We start from the raw sequence: 20417 nt of genomic DNA, 5'->3' as shown, positions 1-20417 counted from the left end.
TGCGCGTGGCCCTTAGACCGTCAGCGGCTCAATCCGCAACCATCTCCGCACGAAACAATCCGCGAAGCGCATTGCCAAGCAAGAATCCGTCTTGCAGGTCGGCGCGGGTGAGCGTGCCCTCGATTGCGCGGCCCGCCTCGATCAGATGCGCGCGCAGCACGCCGGGCAGCAGCCCGAGCGACAGCGGCGGCGTCACCAGCACATCGCCGCGCGGCACGAACAGCGAGGTATAGCTGCCCTCGGTCAACAGGCCGTCGGGGGTCTCGAACACCACTTCGCCGGTCCCCGCCGCCGCCCGCGCCGTGTCGTAGAAGCCGCGCGCGCTGGTCTTGTGCCGCAATCGCAGGTCGCACGGCGAGACGGGCAGCGGCACGACCCGCACCGGCATGACGCCATCGAAGCGGGCGGGCGCGGGGCCGACCTCGACCACCAAAGCGCCGCTCCGCGCCAGCAGCAACCGGATGCGCCGGGCATCGCGCAGGCGGAAGGTCGCCGCCTGCAGTTCGTTGCGCGCATCATGCCGATTAAACGTGAAGCCCAGCGCGATGGCGCTCGCCTTCATCCGCGCCAGATGCACCTCGAGATGCTGGATGCCCTCGATGGGATCGAAGGCCATGGTCTCGATCAGGTCGAAATCGGGTCGCCCCCCGGCCAGGAACGCGGCCTTGGCCAGACACTCGTCCCATTCAGCCGCCGCCACCGAGTCGGCGACGACGCCGGAGCCGATGCCCAGCGTCGCGCGGGTTTCGCCCTCGGGCCAGACCAGGGTGCGGATCGCGACGTTGAACATCGCGTCGCCATTCGCGTCCAACCGCCCGATCGCGCCGGTATAAAGGCCGCGTGGCGAATCCTCGACCTCGGCGATCGCCTGCATCGCGCGGATCTTGGGCGCGCCGGTGATCGAGCCGCAGGGAAAGAGCGCCGCCAGCACGTCCAGCGCGTCACGCCCCTCGGCCAGATCGGCGGTGACGGTCGACACCATCTGATGCACCGTCGGATAGGGTTCGACCGCGAACAGCTCGGGCACGGCGACGCTGCCCGCCCGCGCGACCCGCGACAGGTCGTTGCGCATCAGGTCGACGATCATCAGATTTTCGGCGCGCTGCTTGGGATCGTCGCGCAAGCCTTGCGCCGCGCGCGCATCGGCGGCGGGATCGTCCTCGCGCCGTGCGGTGCCCTTCATCGGCCGGGCGGTCAGCCTGCCCCCTTCGAGCGCGAAGAAGAGTTCGGGGGACAGCGACAGGATCGTCGCCTCGCCGGTCGCCACCACCGCGCCCCAGCCCGCCCGCGACCGGGCACGCAGGCCCGCATACAGCGCCAGCGGATCGCCGAGCACGGGGGCGGTCGCACGGAAGGTCTGGTTCACCTGATACAGGTCGCCCGCCGCGATCAGCGCCTGGACGGCGGCGAACTGCTCGGCATGGCGCGCGGCGTCCAGTTCGGGCACCATCTCGCCGATCCAGCCCCCTGCGGGATCGGGAAGCAGCGACTCCGGCGTGACGGCCTCATATCCCTCGAACAGGCCGAACCAAAGAAGCGGACCGCCGATCGCGCGAGGCGGCACGCCGGACTCGAACGCCACGCCCGCCTCATAGGCCAGATAGCCGACCGCCTCGAGGCCCTTTGCCCGCGCCGTGCGCAAGGCGTCGAGTGCCGCCCGAACCTCCTCCGCCCGGTGCGCGGTGACGATGCCGACCGGCCGCGCATAGAGACGCGCCGCCGCTCCCCCGTCACGGGCGTCGTCGAGCAGGACGAAAGGAGGAAGGGGACGCACCATGGAATGACGATCCATGCACGTCGCCTGCCCCCCCATGCAAGTATCGATTGGCCCGGGCCGTCCCAGCCCTTATCGCCGGGGCATGACCAGTGCTCCCCAGAACCCGCCGCTCCGGGCCGCGATCGTGCCCGTCACCCCGCTTCAGCAGAATTGTTCGATCGTGTGGTGCACCGCGACGATGAAGGCGGCGGTGGTCGATCCCGGCGGCGACCTGCCGCGTATCCATGACGCCATCGCCAAGACCGGGGTGACGGTCGAGAAGATCCTGCTGACCCATGGCCATATCGACCATGCGGGCGGCGCCAAGGAACTGGCCGACGCCTTGTCGGTGCCCGTCGAGGGGCCGCAGGAAGAGGATCGGTTCTGGCTCGCGCGGCTGGACGAGGATGGCCAGGCTTACGGCATCCCCGCCCAGGTGCTGGAGCCGACCCGCTGGCTGTCGGAGGGCGACACGGTGACGATCGGCGACCTGACCCTGGATGTGTACGAGACGCCGGGCCATACGCGCGGCCATGTGATCTTCCACCACGCGCCCTCGCATTTCGCGCTGGTCGGCGACGTGCTGTTCCAGGGATCGGTCGGTCGCTCGGACCTGCCGGGCGGGGATCACGACACGCTGATCCGCTCGATCGTCGAAAAGCTGTGGCCGCTGGGGAACGAGACCGCGTTCATTCCGGGCCATGGCCAGCCCAGCACCTTCGGGCATGAGCGGCAGAGCAATGCGTTCGTCGCGGACCGGGTTCTGGGCCTGGGGTGAGGGTTTCGCGTGGGCTTCGACTTCGCTCAGCCTGAACGGATGTAGGGGCTGGGTCTAAACCCTAAACCCCGTTCAGCCTGAGCGAAGTCGAAGGCCAAGGGATTACCGCCGTTCCGCAGCACTCTCGCTGCGAATCGCCTTGAACTCGGACCCGGTGCGCCATTCCGGCCAGTCTCGCCCATCGGCCAGATCGCGCCCGATCCGGTACAGCAGCCCGACATCCGCCGCCGCCCCGCGCAGGTCCCAGTTCGCGTCCCACGCGTCGCAGGTCTGGTGGTAACAGCGCATATACCCGTCCAGCCACTTCTGCCCCGCAGGCCGCCCGCCCGCGACCAGATCGGGCGCGCCGCTGATCGCCATCAGCAGCAGCGTCGGCACACCCCGCCGCGCGACGGAGAAGTGATCGGCGCGATAGAACAGCCCGCGCTCGGGCAGCGCCTCGGGCGTCACCGTACGGCCCTGCGCACCCGCCGCGGCCTTCAGCCGGTCCTCCAGGTCGTTCTGCCCGTCACCGACCAGCATCACGTCCCGCGCCGGTCCCGCCGTCTGGAGTATGTCGAGCGTCAGGTTGGCGACCGTTTTGCCAAGCGGATAGACCGGCTTCACCGCATAGGTTTCCGACCCCAGCGGCCCGCGCTCCTCGCCGGTCCATAGCGCGAAGACCAGGCTGCGGTCGGTTGGCGGGGCCGCCTTGAACGCGCGCGCCAGTTCCAGCACGCCCGCCACGCCCAGCGCATCGTCGTTTGCGCCGGGGCGGATCACCCGCCCCTGCGAATCCGGTGCGCCCCTGCCATAGGCGTCCCAATGCGCGCCGAACATCACGACTTCATCGGGGTGCGTCTTGCCGGGCAGCCTGGCCAGCACGTTGCGGCTTTCGGCGCGGACGGTGGTGACGGGCAGGTCCGCGGAGAAGGTCTGCCCCTTCAATTCCACCGGCCGGAAGTCCGCACGCCTTGCGCGCGCCCGCTGCTGCGCCAGGTCCAGTCCGGCGGCGGCGAACAACTGGCTTGCCGACTCGCCCGACAGCCAGCCCTGCAACAGGATGCGCGAGGTCGGGTCGCTGCGGACGATATCGTAATTCTCGCCCGCCGGCGCGGTCACCGTCGCCCAGCCATAGCCCGCGCCCGGCGTATCATGGACGATCAGCGCGCCGATCGCGCCCTGCCGCGCGGCTTCCTCATATTTATAGGTCCAGCGGCCATAATAGGTCATGCGCCGGTCGCCGAACCTGCCCTTGGCATCGTCGCCCGCCACCGCCTCGAAATCGGGATCGTTGACCAGAAAGACGGCGATCTTGCCCTTCAGGTCGACGCCCTTGAAGTCGTCCCAGCCGCGCTCCGGCGCGTGGACGCCGTAACCGACGAACACCATGGGCGCATCCTTGATCGCCACCCGGTCGACCGGCCGCACGGTCGAGACATAGACGCCCTGCCCCTGCACCAGCGGCATCGCCCCCGCCCGCATCGTCCCTTGCCCGGTCTGGGTTCGGATCAGCGGCACGGCCTGCGTCCATTGCCCATCCGGGCCGCCGGGTTGCAGGCCCATCGCCTTGAACTGCGCGACCAGCCAGTCGACCGTCCTGGCCTCCCCCGGCGTGCCCGGCGCGCGGCCATCGAACGCGTCGGAGGCGAGCGTCTTCACATCGGCCGACAGGCGCCGCGGCGATATGGGGTCGGGCGCGGCGGCGGTCAGCGACCCCGTCAGCATCAGGGCGGCGAGGCCGGTCAGGGGCAGGCGAATCATCAGCGGTCGATCCTTACGACGGTCGTGGTCGGGGCAGGAACGGCCTGCGCAGCATAGACGATCCCGATTCCCCAACCGGCGAGCAGCGCCAGGATCGCCCAGGTGCCGATCGCGCCCCCGGCCCGCCCGATATTGGGTGCGGGTCGCATCATGCCCCAGCCATGGGCGATCCGCGCCACGATGAACGCACCGCCCGCTATCCACAGCCAGAAGGACGATCCGCCGCCCAGCTCGATCAGGCCCATCAGGATCAGGACGAAGGGCGCATATTCGACGAAATTGGCCTGGGCTCGCATGCCCGCCACGAGTCGCGAATCGCCGCCGTCGCCGATCATCACCTTGCCGCGGAATCGGCCCATGACGATTCGCAGCGCCAGCCACAAATTGACGATGGCGGCCGCCGCCGCGATGCTGAGCGTAACGGGCAGGACCATAAATGCCGTCTTTCCTGTAAATTGCCGGATACCGGGGAGTGCCATTTGGCGCCCGCGCTTGCAACATCGGCAAAACTCGCTATAGGCGCGGGGCTTCGCGATGCGTCCGGCTGGGTGCTCACGCGGCCGGGTCGACGATCCGGGCGCGCAATGGGTGCTGATCGTGGCGTATTCCACCCATTGTTCGATTGATAAGGTGCCGCAATGGCCGTCCCCAAGAGAAAGACTTCGCCCTCCAAGCGCGGCATGCGCCGTGGCCACGACTCGCTGACGGTCGCGGCATTCCAGGAATGCCCGAACTGCGGCGAGCTGAAGCGTCCGCACAATCTGTGCACCGCCTGCGGCCATTATAACGGCCGTGAGGTCGTGTCGGTCGAGGGCTGATCCCTCCACCTTCACCTGAACGACCGTTAGAGGATACCCATGGCCGATAACGCCTGGATCGCCGTCGATGCGATGGGCGGCGACGACGGGCTGGCCGTGATGCTCGCGGGTGTCGCCAGAGCGCGACGCCGTTTCGAGGGCATGCGGTTCTTCCTGGTCGGTGACGAGGCGCAGATTGCGGAGGGGTTGAAGTCCCATCCCAATCTGTCCGCCGCGTCCGAAATCGTGCATGCGCCCGAAATCGTCGGCTCGAGCGAAAAGCCCAGCCAGGCGATTCGGCGTGCGCGCGTCACGTCGATGGGCATCGCCATCGACTTGGTGAAACAGCGTCGCGCCGCCGCCATGGTGTCGTCGGGCAATACCGGCGCGCTGATGGCGATGGCCAAGCTGTCGCTACGCACGCTTCCCGGCATCGACCGGCCCGCGCTGGCCGCGCCGCTGCCGACGCTGGGCGACAATGACGTCGTCATGCTCGACCTCGGCGCCAATACCGAGTGCGATGCGCGCAATCTCGTCCAGTTCGCCGTCATGGGCGCGGCCTATGCCCGCGTTCTGCTGGAACTCGACAATCCGCGCGTGGCGCTGCTCAATATCGGGTCCGAGGATCAGAAGGGCACCGACGAGATTCGCGACGCCGCCGCCGTGCTGCGCGGCCAGAATCACCTGCCGCTGAACTTCACCGGCTTTATCGAGGGCAATCAGCTCGCCCGTGGCGAAGTCGATGTGATCGTGTGCGACGGCTTTGCCGGCAATATCGCGCTCAAGACCGCCGAGGGGACCGCGCGTTTCGTCGGCGACCTGCTGAAGCGCGCCTTCCGCTCCTCGACCCGCTCGAAGATCGGCTTCCTGATCTCGCGCCCGGCGACGCAGTTGCTGCGCGACCATCTCGACCCCAACAACCACAATGGCGCGGTCTTCCTGGGCCTGAACGGCGTGGTGGTGAAAAGCCATGGCAGCGCCAACGAACTGGGCGTCGCCACCGCGATCGGCAATGCGGCCAAGATGGTGCGCGCCGACCTGACCCGGCGTATCGCCGAGGATCTCCTGAATTTCGAGGACGCCGCATGATTCGTTCGATCGTCACGGGTACGGGGTCGGCCCTTCCAACCCGGCGGGTGTCGAACGAAGAACTGGCGCAAGAGGTCGACACCTCCGACGAATGGATCGTCGAGCGGACCGGCATCCGCTTCCGCCATATCGCAGGTCCCGAAGAGACGACCGCGACGCTGGCCGCCGACGCCGCCAAGGCCGCGATCGCCGCCGCCGGATTGTCGGCGCAGGACATCGACCTGATCGTGCTGGCCACCGCCACCCCGGACCAGACTTTCCCGGCGACCGCCACCAAGGTCCAGGCGATGCTGGGCATCAACGACTGTGTTGCGTTCGACGTGGCCGCCGTCTGCTCGGGCTTTCTCTATGCCGTGCAGGTCGCCGATGCGATGCTGCGTTCGGGCGTGCAGCGCCGCGCGCTGGTGATCGGTGCGGAAACCTTCAGCCGCATCCTCGACTGGGAGGATCGCACCACCTGCGTCCTGTTCGGCGACGGCGCGGGTGCGATGGTGCTCGAAGCGCGCGAGAGCGACGATGAAGGCGGACGCGGCATCTTGGCGACCAAGCTGCATGCCGATGGCCGCCACAACGGCCTGCTCTATGTCGATGGCGGCGTCTCGACCACCGGCACCGTCGGCAAGCTGCGGATGAAGGGGCGCGAGGTGTTCCGCCACGCCGTCGTCAATCTGGCACAGGTGATGGAGGAATCGCTGGGCCTCGCAGGCCTGACCTCGGCCGATGTCGACTGGGTCGTGCCGCACCAGGCCAATGCCCGCATTCTCGACGCGACCGCGCGCAAGCTGAACCTGCCCGCCGAAAAGGTCGTCGTCACCGTCGACCGCCATGCCAATACCTCGGCGGCCTCGGTGCCTCTTGCGCTCGACACGGCCGTGCGCGACGGCCGCATCCGCGAAAACGACATTCTGGTCCTGGAAGCGATGGGCGGCGGGTTCACATGGGGTGCCGCGGTGATACGCTTCTGAACAATCGATTGACATTGAGCGAGATAAATCCCTTTCGGTCCCATCGGGCGGTATGATACCGGATCGCCAGATACCATTGGGGGATGGCCACATGACGAACGCTGGAACTTTGACGCGCGCCGACCTGGCAGAATCGCTGCATCAGGAAGTCGGCTTGTCGCGATCCGACTCGGCCGATGTGGTCGAGCAGATTCTCGTCGAGATGTGCGAGGCACTGTCGCGGGGCGAGAACGTCAAGATTTCGGGGTTCGGGACCTTCGTGCTGCGTGACAAGGGGGAGCGGATCGGCCGCAATCCCAAGACCGGGGTGGAGGTGCCGATCGCACCGCGCCGCGTGCTGACCTTCCGCGCCAGCCAGATGATGCGCGATCGCATTGTCGCGGCGGGATAGGCCCGAACGGCCCGCGGATGGCGGCAAGGCCGATGGTGCATTGCGCACCATCGGGGAGGTTTCGCGTGAGACCGGCGTGGCGCAGCATGTCCTGCGTTACTGGGAAGGCCGCTTTCCGCAGCTGAAACCCGTGCAGCGCGCGGGCAATCGCCGCTATTACCGGCCCGAGGACATGGCGCTGATCCGGCGCATAGACCAGCTGCTCAACCAGCAGGGCTATACGGTGCGCGGCGTGCAGCAGCTTCTGGAAAGCGAATCGCGGGCCAAGGACGATCCGGCGGCGATCCTGCGCGCGATCCGCGATTCGCTGGTCGAGGGACTCGCCTGGGACGACCGGGCCGGGCGGTGAGTTTTGGGGCGTAGGCCTCGACTTCGCTCAGCCTGAACGGAGGTTGGGGATATGGTCCGCTTCAAACAGCCGTCCAGGCCGAGCGAAGTCGAAGCCCACGCCCCATCGTCCGGCCAAGATCAGGCAGGCTGAACCACCCCGCCCTGTTCACCCAACAACAAATCCCAACACGCCCGGTTATAGGCGTGCGCCTTCCACCAGAACCAGCCGCCATTGCCGACGCCCCAGGCCGCCACGCCCAGCGCCGCCCAGGGCAGTCCGCGTGCCGCACGCCCGCCACGCGCCGCCACCCGGCCCGCCGCCAGGCCACCCCGACCGATCTTGCGCGCCGTCTTGGCCAGCCGCCCGGCCGCCTTGGCCTGCGACAGCAGCCCCGCGCCGCCGCGAAGGTCGCTGAACAATGCGGCCGGACCGACAAAGCCCTTCAACTTGCCGACGATCTCCTGCGCCTCGATCGCCATGCCAGGCTCCAGCTGGCGACGCTGCGCGCCGGTCAGGCCATAGGCATCGCCGATCGCGTCGATCGTCTCGGCCAAGCTCTCGGTGCCGATGGTCAGCGCCTTGGCCCCCGCCTTCAGCGCGCGGCGGCGGATCAGCTTCTCATTGGCTTCGAAGGTCTGCTCGATTGCGGTGCGGTCCATGCCAAGTCCCTGTTCGATCATGCGCCATGAAGCCGCGACACGGGCCTCCGGTTCCGTCTCAGCGCTCGCGCGTGGCGAGGAAGCGGACCTTGGGATAGCGATCGGCGACATAGCCGACTTCCCAGGCGCTCTTGGCAAGGAAGACGGGGTTGTCGTCGCGGTCCTTGGCCATGGCCGAGCGGTTTAGATCCATGAACGCCTTCAGGTCGGCGGGATCGTCCGCTGTGATCCAGCGCGCGGTGTCGAATGGCGCAGGCTCCAGCCCCGCCGCGACCTTATACTCCGCGTCCAGTCGCGACAGCAGCACGTCGAGCTGGAGCTGCCCGACGACGCCGATGATCCAGTTCGACCCGATCTCCGGGTAGAAGACCTGGGTCACGCCCTCCTCGGCCATGTCGTCCAGCGCCTTGCGCAGCTGCTTGGTTTTGGTCGGGTCCTTCAGCGCGACGCGGCGCAAGATTTCGGGCGCGAAATTGGGCAGGCCGGTGAAGCGCACGTCCGCCCGCTCCGACAGCGTGTCGCCGACACGGAGCGTGCCGTGGTTCGGAATGCCGATGATGTCGCCCGGAAACGCCTCGTCCGCGACTTCGCGATTTTGCGCGAAGAACAGGATCGGCGAATGGACCGCGATCGGCTTGCCATGGCCCGTCGGCGTCAGCTTCATGCCGCGCTTAAACGTGCCCGAGCACAGCCGCATGAAGGCGATGCGGTCGCGATGCTGCGGGTCCATATTCGCCTGCACCTTGAACACGAAGCCGGTGACTTCCTTGTTGTCCGGCGAGACGGGCGCGGGCTCGGCGGGCTGTGGGCGTGGGCTCGGCGCATGGCGGCTCAGCGCGTCGATCAGCTCGGCGACCCCGAAGTCCTTCAGCGCGGAGCCGAAATAGACCGGCGTCAGGTCGCCATTACGATACGCCTCGCCATCGAATTCGGCATAACCGGCCTGGGCCAGCTCGATTTCCTCGGCGATCTCGGCGGGCAGGGTCGGCGCATCGTCCACCTTGCCGTGAAAGGCGCGGCTGTCGCCCTCGGGACGGCTGACCTTGCCGGTGGTCAGGTCGAGAATGCCCTCGAACAACCCGCCCATGCCGACCGGCCAGCTCATCGGCGCGACATCGAGCGCGAGGATGTCGGCGATCTCGTCGAGGAGTTCGAAGGGCGGACGGCCTTCGCGGTCGACCTTGTTGATGAAGGTGATGATCGGCACCGAGCGCAGGCGGCACACCTCGAACAGCTTGCGTGTCTGCGCCTCGATCCCGCGCGCCGCGTCGATGACCATGACGGCCGAGTCGACGGCGGTCAGCGTGCGGTAGGTATCCTCCGAGAAATCCTCGTGGCCCGGCGTGTCGAGCAGGTTGAAGGTCACGCCGTCCTTCTCGAACGTCATCACCGAGGACGTGACCGAGATGCCGCGCTGCTGCTCGATCTTCATCCAGTCCGACCGCGCGCGGCGATTCTGGCCCCGCGCCTTGACCTCGCCCGCCAGATGGATCGCGCCGCCGAAATAAAGCAGCTTTTCGGTCAGCGTCGTCTTGCCGGCGTCAGGGTGCGAGATGATCGCGAAGGTACGGCGGGGGGAAGTCATGGGCGGCTCTGTCGAATAGGGAAATGGCGCGTCCGAGCGCCCGAGATGATGCGCCTGTTACAGCAAATTGTGGCACAAGACAGGCCCCTGCCAAATCTCCCCTCCCCTTCAGGGGAGGGGCCGGGGGTGGGGCGCTTCCTCAGGCGCGGCACCCGAGGCGAGGCCCCACCCCAACCCAGCATCAGGTCGATCAGGCTCCCAGCCTGATCTAAACCGCGTGGGACGCGGTTTACCTGATGTTCCTGAAGGGGAGGGGCTTAGCGGATTTTACCCCGCCAGCGTCACCGTCATCTGCATGACCTTTTCACCGCCGACCGGCACGACGAAGACGCCGGGCTTGTCGGTGAACTCGCCGTCATACCCTTCCGGGTCGGCAATGCCGTGCCAGGGCTCGACGCAGACATAGGCCGCGCCGGGCTTGGTCCAGATGCCGAGCTTGTCGGTATCGGGGAAGGCTATGCGCAACTGCGGCGCGCCGTCCGCGCCGTAGGTGACGTGGCGGCTCTCGACCGGGTCCCAGACCAGCGCGTCGTTGGTGAACAGGTCGTCGGCCAGGTGCAGAACGCGGCCATCAAGTGGACTGTCGCGGCGGGCTTCAGCGATCAGGCCGTCGGGCGCGATCTCGCGCAGACGGGCGGGCTCGTCCTGTTCAAAGACGATGCGGTGGTCGGCGCGGGCCTTGCCGTAGCGCAGCGGCCAGGCGAAGGCGGGGTGGAAGCCGAAGCTGGCGGGCATCGGCACTTCGCCGCGATTGAGGACGCGGACCTCCACCGCGAGCGTCGCCTCCTCCAGCCGGAACTCCACCTCCAGCCGAAAGGCGAAAGGATAGGAGGTGCGCGTTTCCTCGCTGTCGCCCAGCGAGAAGACCGCGCGGGTGGCCTCGTGCGTCACCAGCTCGAAGGTCGAGTGGCGGGCAAAGCCGTGCTTGGCCATCGGATAATGCCGGCCGTCCAGGCGGATGCCGTCGCGGGTCACGCCGATCACCGGAAAGAGCAGCGGTGCGCGGCCGGTCCAGAAAGCCGGGTCCGCGTTGGTCATCAACTCGCGGCCCGCTGCATCCTTCAGCGAGGACAGCTCGGCCCCGAACGGATTGATCGCCGCCGACAGATGGTCATTGGCGATGCGGACCCAGTTTTCTGCGTCAGCCACGGAGTTGCGCTCCCTGCTTGGCGGCGGCCGCGACGATCTTGTCGGCGATGGCCTTCAGTTCCTCGTCGGTGAAGCTTTTCTGCTGGGGTTGCAGAAGGACCTCGACCGCGACCGACTTATGGCCCTCGGGCACACCCTGCCCGGCGAACACGTCGAAGACACGCGCGGCGGTGATCGCCGCCTTGTCCGCAGCCCGGACCGCACGGATCAGCATGTCGGCCGCCAGCGTGTCCGGCACCAGAAAGGCGAAGTCGCGCTTCACCGACTGCAACGCCGGAGGCGTATAGGCCGGACGCATGAAGCCCGTCGCCCGCTTGGGCGGGATGGCGTCAAGATACAGCTCGACCGCCGCCACCGCGCCGTCGAGGTCGAACGCCTTCAACACCGAAGGGTGGACCATGCCGAACGCCGCCAGCACCGTCTTCGGACCCAGCCGCAACGTGCCTGACTGGCCGGGATGCCAGGCATCGCCCGCCTCGCCCATCACCTGGAGATTGTCGACCGGCGCACCCGCCTGCGCGAGCAACGCGATGGCTTCGGCCTTGGCGTCATAGGCGTCGTAGCCCTGCGCCTTGCCCGCGCGCCAGTTGCGGGGGCTCTTGTCGCCTGCCAGCACCACGCCGAGCGTCGGCCGCTCGGCCTCTTCCAGATAGCGGCGGCCGATCTCGAACAGGCGCACCGACGTCGCGCCACGCTTGATGTTGCGCTCGGTCGCGGCGAGCAGGCCGGGGAGCAACGAAGGCCGCATGACCTTCAGGTCCTCGCTGATCGGGTTGGCGAGCGTGAAGGCGCCGCCGCCGAATGGCGCGGCCTGCGCCTCGCTGATGAAGCTCCACGTCACCGCTTCGTCCAGACCACGCGCGGCGGCGGCGCGGCGGGCGCGGCGCTCCAGCTTCTGCTGCGGCGTAGCGGTGGGACGCGCGACGCCGGGGGTGCGGGGGAGCGCAACTGGGGGAACATGGTCGATCCCCTCGATACGGATGACTTCCTCGACCAGATCGGCGGGGCCGTCCACATCGCGACGCCAGCTCGGTGCGGTCACCTGCCAGTCGGCGGTGACGGTGAAGCCCAGCGACTCGAGGATCGCCTTCTGACGGTCCGCCGCGATGGCGAGGCCGCCCAACGTCTCGGCCAAGTTCGGATCATAACCGATAGTCTTGCCAACGACTGGCGGCTTGCCCGCGCGCGTCACCGCGCTGGCGGTGCCGCCGCAATATTCGAGCACGAGGAACGTCGCGATGGCGAGGCCGTCGTCCAGGAAGGCCGGGTCCACGCCGCGCTCGAACCGGGTCCGCGCGTCGGAGGTCAGCGCCAGTTTCTGGCCGGTGCGCGCGATCGCCTCTGGGGCGAAGTACGCGCATTCGATGATGACGTCGGTGGTCGTCTCCGACACGCCCGAATGTTCGCCGCCCATGATGCCGCCGATATCATGCACACCCGCCTCGTCGGCGATGACGGTCATGCCTTCCGACAGACTATAGGTCTTGCCGTTGAGCGCCTCGACCGTCTCGCCGTTGCGGGCCTGGCGTGCGACCAGACCGCCCGACAGCTTGGCCTTGTCATAGACGTGCAAGGGACGGCCGAGATCGACCGTCATATAGTTGGTAATGTCGACCAAAGCCGAAATCGGCTTCTGCCCGATCGCGGTCAGCCGCTGGCGCATCCATTCGGGGGCCTCGCCATTGGTCAGGCCCGACACACCCTGCGCGTAGAAAGCGGGGCAGCCCTCGGCGTCCTCGATACGGACATCGGGGCCAGCGCCCTCGCCCGGCACCTCCGGCACGGTCGGCGCGATCAGCGTGCCGAGACCGGCGGCGGCGAGATCGCGCGCGATGCCGTGGACGCCCATGCAGTCCTGCCGGTTGGGCGTGATCGACACGTCGATGACCGGATCGTTCAGCCCCGCATAATCCGGGAAGGAGGTGCCGACGACCGCATCCTCGGGCAGTTCGATGATGCCGTCATGGCCCTCGCCGATCTGCAACTCGCGCGCCGAACACATCATGCCGTTCGACTCGACGCCGCGGATGGCGGCGACCTTCAGCGTCACGTCGAGGCCGGGAACATAGGCCCCCGGCGCGCCGAACACACCGACCAGGCCCGCACGCGCATTGGGCGCGCCGCACACGACCTGCATCGGGCCGTCACCGGCATCGACCGACAGCACTTGCAGCTTGTCCGCCTGCGGATGCCGCTCGGCCGACAGGATGCGCGCGACGCGGAACGAGGAGAGCGCCTCGCCCGGATTGTGCACGCTCTCGACCTCCAGGCCGATACGGGTCAGCCCCTCGACAATGGTGTCGAGCGAGGCGTCGGTGTCCAGATGGCTCTTCAGCCAGCCCAGGGTGAACTTCATGCGCCGACTCCTCCCGACAGCGTGGGTACGTCGAGGCTCGCGAACCCGTAATGCTTCAACCAGCGGATATCGCCGTCGAAAAAGGCGCGCAGATCGTCCATCCCGTATTTCAACATGGCGAGGCGATCGATGCCGCAGCCAAAGGCAAAGCCCTGCCATTCGTTCGGATCAAGCCCGCACGCCTCGATGACCTTCGGGTGGACCATGCCGGAGCCGAGAACCTCCATCCAGCCGCCGCCCCCATCTCTTCCAGGGTGGCCGCCGATGACGCGCTTGCCCTTCTCGATGGTGTAGCCGACATCGACCTCGGCCGAGGGTTCGGTGAAGGGGAAATAGCTGGGGCGCAGGCGCAGGACGATATCGTCACGCTCGAAGAACGCCTTCAGAAAGGTCTCCAGCGTCCATTTGAGATGGCCGAGCGTGATGCCCTTGTCGATCACCAGCCCCTCGACCTGATGGAACATCGGCGTGTGGGTCGCGTCCGAGTCGGAGCGATAGGTGCGGCCCGGCGCGATGATGCGGATCGGCGGCTTCTGGTCGAGCATGGTGCGGATCTGCACCGGCGAGGTGTGGGTGCGCAGCACGCGGCGCACCGTACGCTCGTCGCCGCCCGCCTCGACCCCCGCCAGATAGAAGGTGTCGTGCATCGCGCGTGCCGGATGCGTCTCAGGGATGTTGAGCGCGGTGAAATTGTGCCAGTCGGTCTCCACCTCCGGCCCGGTCGCCACCGCGAAGCCCAGATCGGCGAAGATCTCGGCCAGCTCGTCCATCACCTGGCTGACCGGGTGGACGGTGCCGAAGCTGCCGCCCTCGACCGGCAGGGTCATGTCCAGCCGTTCGGACGCGAGGCGCGCGTCGAGTGCCGCCTGCTCCAGCGCGGACTTGCGGGCACCCAGCGCCTCGGTGACGGCCTCGCGCAGGCCGTGGATCTTCGGCCCTTCGACCTGGCGTTCCTCGGGGCTCATCTTGCCCAGCGTCTTCAACAGCTGGGTGATGCGCCCCTGCTTGCCCAGCGTGTCGACGCGGATCGTCTCCAGCGCATCCAGCGCGGGCGCATCGGCGATGGCGGCGAGCAGCGGCTCACGCATTTGTTCGAGTTCGTTACTCACATGTCACTCCGTCGGCCGTTCTAGCGCCCCCGTGAAGGGCGTGGCCCGTTGGCGGGATTGCCCCTGCCGTAGCGGCTGGGTGGCCATGGGATCAATCCTTCACGCATGATCCGCGATCGTGACGGCCGCCATGATGCCCGATGTCACGGCAACCTTTCCTCAATATGTCATAGGTTAAGATTGCCTCGCGGCCCTTGCGAGGGGCCGTGCCATGCCCGGTACGGAACGCCCATCTTGATTCTCGATGTCTTTACCATCCAGGTGATCGCCGCGATCAGCCATTTCATCATCGGCGCGCTGCACCTGACCCCGGGCCTGACACGCCGGGACCGTGGCGGATGGGTGCGCGACTGGGGACTGGCGAAAATCCTGATCGGCCTGGCCAACGGGCTGTCGCTGCTCTTCGACGGCTCCAACACGATGCCGGTCGAACGCCTGCTCAACCTGACCCTGGTGATCGGCCTCGCCCTGAGCATCCGCAGCACCGCGACCATCAGCGGCCGGACGCCGCCGCGCCTCCTGATGCTGCTGTTCGGGGCAACCGGAGCGGCGCTGGTCGCGCTCCTGCTGTTTGATCCCCATGACGTCCGCTGGACCGTGGCGGCGATGGGCATGGCCCGAACGCTGTGCCTGTTGTCGCTCACCTGGCTGGTGACCGGCATCGCCCGGCGGGAGGGGCTGAAGACCGCCTGGATCATGGCGGGCATCTTCGCCCTCTCGACGATGGCCTTCCTCCTGAACATGGCGCTGAACCTGATCGGATTCACCTTTCCCGACTGGCAGGCCCAAACCGATCCGATAGCGCATTGGTCGGTCGGCATCGCGATCATCATGGTGACGCTGACCCATTTCTCGCTGCTGCTGATCGAGTCCGAGCGCACCCAGCGCGAACTGCGCGAACAGGCCTGTCGCGACAGCCTGACCGGCGCGCTGAACCGCTTCGGACTGGACCAGAACCGGATCGCCATGCACGGCCCGGTCGCCCTGCTGCTGATCGATATCGATCATTTCAAGGCGCTCAACGACACGAAAGGTCATGCGGCCGGGGACTTGGTGCTGCGGCTGCTGGTCGACCTGGCCCAGGCCGAACTGGGCGCACGGGGACAGGTGGTTCGGATCGGAGGCGACGAGTTTCTCTGCGTCCTGCCCGCCGCCAGCCATGCCGAGGCAGACCTGCTGCGCAAGGCCCTGTCCCAGCGTTTCGACCGTGCGGTGGTCGCCGCCGTCGATTCGCCCTATCCGCCGTCGCTGAGCATCGGCCTTGCGACCGGATCGGCGGACAAGGGGCTCGACCGGCTGATCCGGCAGGCGGACGAGGCGATGTATGCCATCAAGCGGGTCCGCCATGCGCGACGCCCGCACGCGCAAGCCGCCTGACCCGATCTCTCGAAGCGCGCCATGAGCAAGGGCGGGCGGCCGGTTGGCGGCCCGCCCTGCTCGGTCGGATCGACATTCACCTTTTCCTCCCCTTGCAGGGGAGGAATGAAAGGGGTGGCCGGATGTCGATCCGTCCTCGCCTCACGCGTCAGAGCGCCTTGGCCGACCCCGGCGTGTTGACGCCCATCGATTGCAGATACCGCTTGATGTTGCGCGCCGCCTGACGGAGCCGCTGCTCGTTCTCGACCAGCGCGATGCGGACGAAGCCCTCGCCATTCTCGCCGTAGCCGACGCCCGGCGCAACCGCGACCTTCGCCTCGGTCAGCAGTTGCTTGGAGAATTCCAGGCTGCCCAGATGCGCGAGCGCGGGGGGCAAGGGCGCCCAGGCGAACATCGAGGCCTTGGGGCTCGGAATGTCCCAGCCCGCCCGGCCGAAGCTCTCGACCAGCACGTCGCGACGCTTGTGATAGAGCTGGCGGTTCCGCTCGACGATATCCTGCGGCCCGTTCAGTGCGGCGCAGGCGGCCGCCTGGATCGGGGTGAAGGCGCCGTAGTCGAGATAGGACTTCACCCGCGTCATCGCGGCGATCAGCTTCTTGTTGCCGACCGCGAAGCCGATGCGCCAGCCCGCCATCGAATAGGTCTTGGACAGCGAGGTGAACTCGACCGCGACGTCCTTGCCGCCCTTGACCTGAAGGATCGAAGGCGTCGGGTTGCCGTCATAATAAAGCTCGGAATAAGCGAGGTCGCTCAGCACCCACAGCTCATGCTTCTTCGCGAACGCCACGAGGCGCTCGTAAAAGGCCAGGTCCACCGTCTCGGCGGTCGGGTTGGACGGATAGTTCACGACCAGCACCGAGGGGCGCGGCACGGTGAAGTGCATCGCCCGCTCCAGGCTCTCGAAATAGGCCTCGTCCGGCGTCGTCGGCACCGCGCGGATCGTCGCGCCCGCGATGATGAAGCCGAAGGTGTGGATCGGATAGGAGGGATTGGGCGCCAGGATCACGTCGCCCGGCGCGGTGATCGCGGTGGCGAGGCTGGCCAGCCCTTCCTTCGAGCCCATGGTGACGACCACCTCAGTCTCGGGATCGAGATCGACGCCGAAGCGGCGGCCATAATAATTGGCCTGGGCACGGCGCAGGCCGGGGATGCCCTTGGACTGGGAATAGCCATGCGCGTCGGGCTTCTGGATCACCTCCATCAGCTTTTCGAGGACATGCGGCGGCGGCGGCAGGTCGGGATTGCCCATGCCCAGATCGATGATGTCCTCGCCGCCCGCGCGCGCCGCCGCCCGCATCGCGTTGACTTCGGCGATGACATAGGGCGGCAGGCGCTTGATGCGGTAGAACTCTTCGGACATGGGTCCCTCTGTGTAACGATTTGGGACCCGGACCTTAGCGTCTTTCGTTTCCCAACGCGACCCGACATGACGGCGCAATATCCTGACGCTAAGACGGGGTTATACGAACGAGAGGATGCGATGACGGCCCGCCCCGCGACAGTCCCTGCCATGCCTACCCTGGAAGAGTTGCAACACTGGACCTGGGTGATGGGCCGGGCGCAGCAGATGATGATGGAGGCCGCACTTTCGCCCCCGCCCGAGGGCATGCCGGTGGTGCCGGGCTTCAACGACCCCGCCACGATGGGCCGGGTCCGTGATTTCTGGTCCGATTCGATGAAGCTGTGGCAGCGATTCGTCGACCCCGCCGCCGAACCGAGCGTGGCTCCCAAAGCAGACCGCCGCTTCAAGGCCGAACAGTGGCAGTCGCCGCTCTTCGACTGGATCCGGCAAAGCTACCAGGTCATCTCCGACCATATGCTGCGCGGCGTCGAGGCGATCGAGGGCGTCGACCCGAAGCAGAAGGAGCAGATCCGCTTCGCCGCACAAGGTTTCATCGACGCGATGAGCCCGACCAACTTCCCCGCGACCAACCCGGAAGTGCTCGACCGGATCGTCGAGACGCGCGGCGAGAATCTGCTGAAAGGTCTTCAGAACATGCTCGCCGACATGGGTCGCGGACAGCTGACGCACAGCGATTCGCGCGCCTTCGAGGTCGGGCGCAACCTGGCCGCGACGCCGGGCAAGGTGGTGAAGCGCACCGACCTGTTCGAGCTGATCCATTATACCCCGACCACCGAACAGGTGGCGGCGGTGCCGATCCTGATCTTCCCGCCCTGGATCAACCGCTTCTACATCCTCGACCTCGCGCCCGAGAAAAGCCTGATCAAATGGCTGGTCGACCAGGGGTTCAGCGTCTTCATGGTGTCGTGGAAGTCGGCCGACGCGACGATGAAGGACGTGATCTGGGACGATTATGTCGCGGCGCAGGTCGATGCGATCGATACGGTGCGCGAGCTGTTGTCGGTCGAGGCGGTACACAGCGTCGGTTATTGCGTGGCCGGCACGACGCTGGCCGCGACGCTCGCCTATCTCTCCGCGAAGGGCGAGGCGGCGAAGGTCGCCAGCGCCACCTTTTTCACCGCGCAGGTCGATTTCTCCAAGGCGGGCGAGCTGCTTCACTTCGTCGATGACGAGCAGTTGAAGCTGATCGCGTCCCTGTCGCCCGAGGGGTATCTGGACGGGCGCTATCTGGCGATGACGTTCAACCTGCTGCGCGGGCGCGACCTGATCTGGAATTACGTCACCAACAACTATCTGCTGGGCCGCGACTATGTGCCGTTCGACCTGCTCCACTGGAATGGCGACGTCACCAACCTGCCCGCCAAATGGCATCTGAGCTATCTGACCGATCTTTACCGCGACAACATGTTGGTGAAGCCCGGCGCGATGTCGGTGGCGGGCGTGCCGCTCGACCTGACGAAGGTCGCCACCCCCGCCTATGTCCAGGCAGGGCGCGAGGATCATATCGCGCCGCCCGAAAGCGTATGGAAGATCACCGAGGCGTTCACCGGCCCCTTGCGCTTCGTGCTGGCGGGATCGGGGCATATCGCGGGCGTGGTCAACCCGCCCGCCTCGGGCAAATATCAATATTGGACCAATGACCAGCCCGCCGCGACGCTGACCGAGTTCGTCGCGGGCGCGACCGAGACCAAGGGCAGCTGGTGGCCCGACTGGGCCGCCTGGTTGCGCCAGCGCGACTCGACCACCGTCGCGGTCACGGGTGCGCGGGTGCCGGGCGAAGGCGCACTTCCCGCCCTCGACGAAGCGCCCGGACGCTACGTCAGACAGCGTTAGTTTCAGTTTTGCTGCACCGCACAATAGACTTGATTTCGACAGCCCGAATCGCTATTGTGCAGTGCAACAAACCGGGAGAGTGTTCTTGGACAAGACCAAGCCGACCGTCCCCGCCGCGAAGTCGGCGGCCAAGCCTCGTCGCAGCGCCAAACCGGCCGCCGCGAAGACGTTGCCCGGTCTTCCTTCCGATCCCCCGTCCGATGCCAAGCCTGCGGTTGCGGCACCCGTCGCCAAGACGGCGCCCGCGAACACCGGCCTGCCGCTGACCTCTCCGGCCAAGACTGCCGAGAAGAGCGTCGCGGCAGTGGTGGCCGCACCCGTTCCGGCGCCCGAGGCTCCGGTCGAGCCGGTCGCCGAGACTCCCGCTCTGGCGGCCAAGCCGGTCGAAGCGGCCAAGTCCGCTGTGCCGATCGTGCAGCCCGTCGCCGAATCGGCCAAGCCCATCCTTTCTTCCCCGACCGCCGCGGTTTCGGCGGACTCAAAGCCCAAGGACACCATCATGGAAGCCACGAGCACCATCGAAAACGCCGCCAAGGACACCGCCGCCAAGACCCAGGCGATGTTCGGCGAAGCCCAGGCCCGCACCCAGGCCGGCATGGAAAAGAGCGCCAAGCTGTTCGAAGACATGATCGCCTTCAACAAGGAAAACCTGGAAGCGGTCGTCGAATCGTCGAAGATCGCCGCCAAGGGCGCCGAGACGCTGGGTCAGGGCGCGGCCGATTATGCCAAGCGCTCGTTCGAGCAGGTCAGCCAGGTCATGCAGACCCTGTCGCAGGTCAAGTCGCCGACCGAGTTCATGAAGCTGCAGTCGGACTTCGCCCGTTCGAGCTTCGACTCGATGGTCGCCGAGACCTCGCGCTCGACCGAGCACATGATGAAGCTGGCTGGCGAGATCGCCCAGCCGCTCAGCAACCGCCTGGCGGTCGCGGCCGAGAAGATGAAGACCGTCGCGTAATTCGCTGACGGGGTCCTTTGCGGGACAGGATAGGGGCGGTCACTTCGGTGGCCGCCCTTTTTCGTTTGGGGAGATGCGGCGCGTAAATCGCCCGTGGCTTACCCTCCCCCATCCCCTCCCGCCTGCGGGAGGGGAGCGGCAAGATCAAAGGGTTCGATCAACCCGTGAACGCAGTCCTTGG

Annotated in this window: 18 protein-coding genes; 9 read left to right on the top strand and 9 right to left on the bottom strand. The window is 67.1% G+C overall.

Features of this window, described 5'->3' with window-relative positions:
- Positions 1–28: 28 nt before the first annotated feature.
- A complete protein-coding gene (pabB, locus tag SP5_RS10835) occupies positions 29–1792 on the bottom strand; it encodes an aminodeoxychorismate synthase component I (protein WP_245613467.1) in 1764 nt (587 codons plus the stop codon).
- A 67-nt stretch (positions 1793–1859) separates the two neighbouring features.
- On the opposite strand from pabB, the gene SP5_RS10830 reads away from it, so the two are divergent.
- Positions 1860–2534, top strand: coding sequence for an MBL fold metallo-hydrolase (locus tag SP5_RS10830; RefSeq protein WP_042488290.1), 675 nt, complete (start codon positions 1860–1862; stop codon positions 2532–2534).
- A 102-nt stretch (positions 2535–2636) separates the two neighbouring features.
- On the opposite strand, the gene SP5_RS10825 is transcribed toward SP5_RS10830, so the two are convergent.
- Positions 2637–4277 (bottom strand): M28 family metallopeptidase, encoded by a 1641-nt coding sequence (locus tag SP5_RS10825; protein ID WP_042488286.1) that lies wholly within the window; start codon positions 4275–4277, stop codon positions 2637–2639.
- Positions 4277–4711 carry an MAPEG family protein gene (locus tag SP5_RS10820; protein WP_042488283.1) on the bottom strand — a complete coding sequence of 145 codons (435 nt, stop codon included), beginning with the start codon at positions 4709–4711 and terminating at the stop codon, positions 4277–4279. The genes SP5_RS10825 and SP5_RS10820 overlap by 1 nt, the downstream gene beginning before the upstream one ends.
- Positions 4712–4915: 204 nt before the next feature.
- Here SP5_RS10820 and rpmF point away from each other — a divergent pair, with 204 nt between their 5' ends.
- From rpmF to SP5_RS10795, 5 genes are all read left to right on the top strand, one after another.
- Positions 4916–5095, top strand: a complete 180-nt coding sequence (gene rpmF / locus SP5_RS10815) for a 50S ribosomal protein L32 (RefSeq protein WP_042488281.1) — start codon at positions 4916–4918, stop codon at positions 5093–5095.
- Positions 5096–5134: 39 nt separating this feature from the next.
- Positions 5135–6163 carry a phosphate acyltransferase PlsX gene (gene plsX / locus SP5_RS10810; RefSeq protein WP_042488279.1) on the top strand — a complete coding sequence of 343 codons (1029 nt, stop codon included), beginning with the start codon at positions 5135–5137 and terminating at the stop codon, positions 6161–6163.
- On the top strand, positions 6160–7128 hold the full coding sequence (locus SP5_RS10805; protein ID WP_042488277.1) for a beta-ketoacyl-ACP synthase III: 969 nt from the start codon (positions 6160–6162) through the stop codon (positions 7126–7128). Before plsX ends, SP5_RS10805 begins: the two co-directional genes overlap by 4 nt.
- 91 nt (positions 7129–7219) lie before the next feature.
- A complete protein-coding gene (locus tag SP5_RS10800) occupies positions 7220–7519 on the top strand; it encodes an integration host factor subunit alpha (RefSeq protein ID WP_042488275.1) in 300 nt (99 codons plus the stop codon).
- Positions 7503–7868 (top strand): MerR family transcriptional regulator, encoded by a 366-nt coding sequence (locus SP5_RS10795; protein WP_042488273.1) that lies wholly within the window; start codon positions 7503–7505, stop codon positions 7866–7868. Before SP5_RS10800 ends, SP5_RS10795 begins: the two co-directional genes overlap by 17 nt.
- Before the next feature lie 119 nt (positions 7869–7987).
- Here SP5_RS10795 and SP5_RS10790 read toward each other — a convergent pair whose 3' ends face one another.
- The 5 genes from SP5_RS10790 to pheS form a co-directional block, all read right to left on the bottom strand.
- Positions 7988–8509, bottom strand: coding sequence for a hypothetical protein (locus SP5_RS10790; RefSeq protein WP_157013676.1), 522 nt, complete (start codon positions 8507–8509; stop codon positions 7988–7990).
- Positions 8510–8567: 58 nt separating this feature from the next.
- The gene (locus tag SP5_RS10785) at positions 8568–10094 is read right to left on the bottom strand and encodes a peptide chain release factor 3 (RefSeq protein WP_042488267.1); all 1527 of its coding nucleotides are present in this window, start codon (positions 10092–10094) and stop codon (positions 8568–8570) included.
- Positions 10095–10361: 267 nt separating this feature from the next.
- Positions 10362–11243, bottom strand: a complete 882-nt coding sequence (locus SP5_RS10780; RefSeq protein WP_042488264.1) for an aldose 1-epimerase family protein — start codon at positions 11241–11243, stop codon at positions 10362–10364.
- Positions 11236–13599, bottom strand: coding sequence for a phenylalanine--tRNA ligase subunit beta (gene pheT / locus SP5_RS10775; protein ID WP_042488261.1), 2364 nt, complete (start codon positions 13597–13599; stop codon positions 11236–11238). Before pheT ends, SP5_RS10780 begins: the two co-directional genes overlap by 8 nt.
- The gene (pheS, locus tag SP5_RS10770) at positions 13596–14687 is read right to left on the bottom strand and encodes a phenylalanine--tRNA ligase subunit alpha (RefSeq protein WP_174435533.1); all 1092 of its coding nucleotides are present in this window, start codon (positions 14685–14687) and stop codon (positions 13596–13598) included. The genes pheT and pheS overlap by 4 nt, the downstream gene beginning before the upstream one ends.
- 255 nt (positions 14688–14942) lie before the next feature.
- Here pheS and SP5_RS10765 point away from each other — a divergent pair, with 255 nt between their 5' ends.
- Complete coding sequence (locus SP5_RS10765) at positions 14943–16085, top strand: GGDEF domain-containing protein (protein ID WP_042488256.1); 1143 nt, start codon at positions 14943–14945, stop codon at positions 16083–16085.
- A 148-nt stretch (positions 16086–16233) separates the two neighbouring features.
- Here SP5_RS10765 and SP5_RS10760 read toward each other — a convergent pair whose 3' ends face one another.
- Positions 16234–17445: an LL-diaminopimelate aminotransferase gene (locus SP5_RS10760; protein ID WP_042488253.1), complete on the bottom strand. Its 1212-nt coding sequence runs from the start codon at positions 17443–17445 to the stop codon at positions 16234–16236.
- Between the two features lie 120 nt (positions 17446–17565).
- Between SP5_RS10760 and SP5_RS10755 the strand changes: the two genes are divergently transcribed.
- Positions 17566–19281, top strand: coding sequence for a PHA/PHB synthase family protein (locus SP5_RS10755; RefSeq protein WP_042488252.1), 1716 nt, complete (start codon positions 17566–17568; stop codon positions 19279–19281).
- A gap of 85 nt (positions 19282–19366) precedes the next feature.
- On the top strand, positions 19367–20236 hold the full coding sequence (locus SP5_RS19895) for a phasin family protein (RefSeq protein WP_042488250.1): 870 nt from the start codon (positions 19367–19369) through the stop codon (positions 20234–20236).
- Positions 20237–20417 lie beyond the last annotated feature (181 nt).

This window comes from Sphingomonas parapaucimobilis NBRC 15100 (assembly GCF_000787715.1).
In the GTDB taxonomy this organism is placed as follows: Bacteria; Pseudomonadota; Alphaproteobacteria; order Sphingomonadales; family Sphingomonadaceae; genus Sphingomonas; species Sphingomonas parapaucimobilis.
The sequence above is the reverse complement of the archived record's forward strand: the minus strand, read 5'-3'. Positions and strand labels throughout refer to the sequence as shown.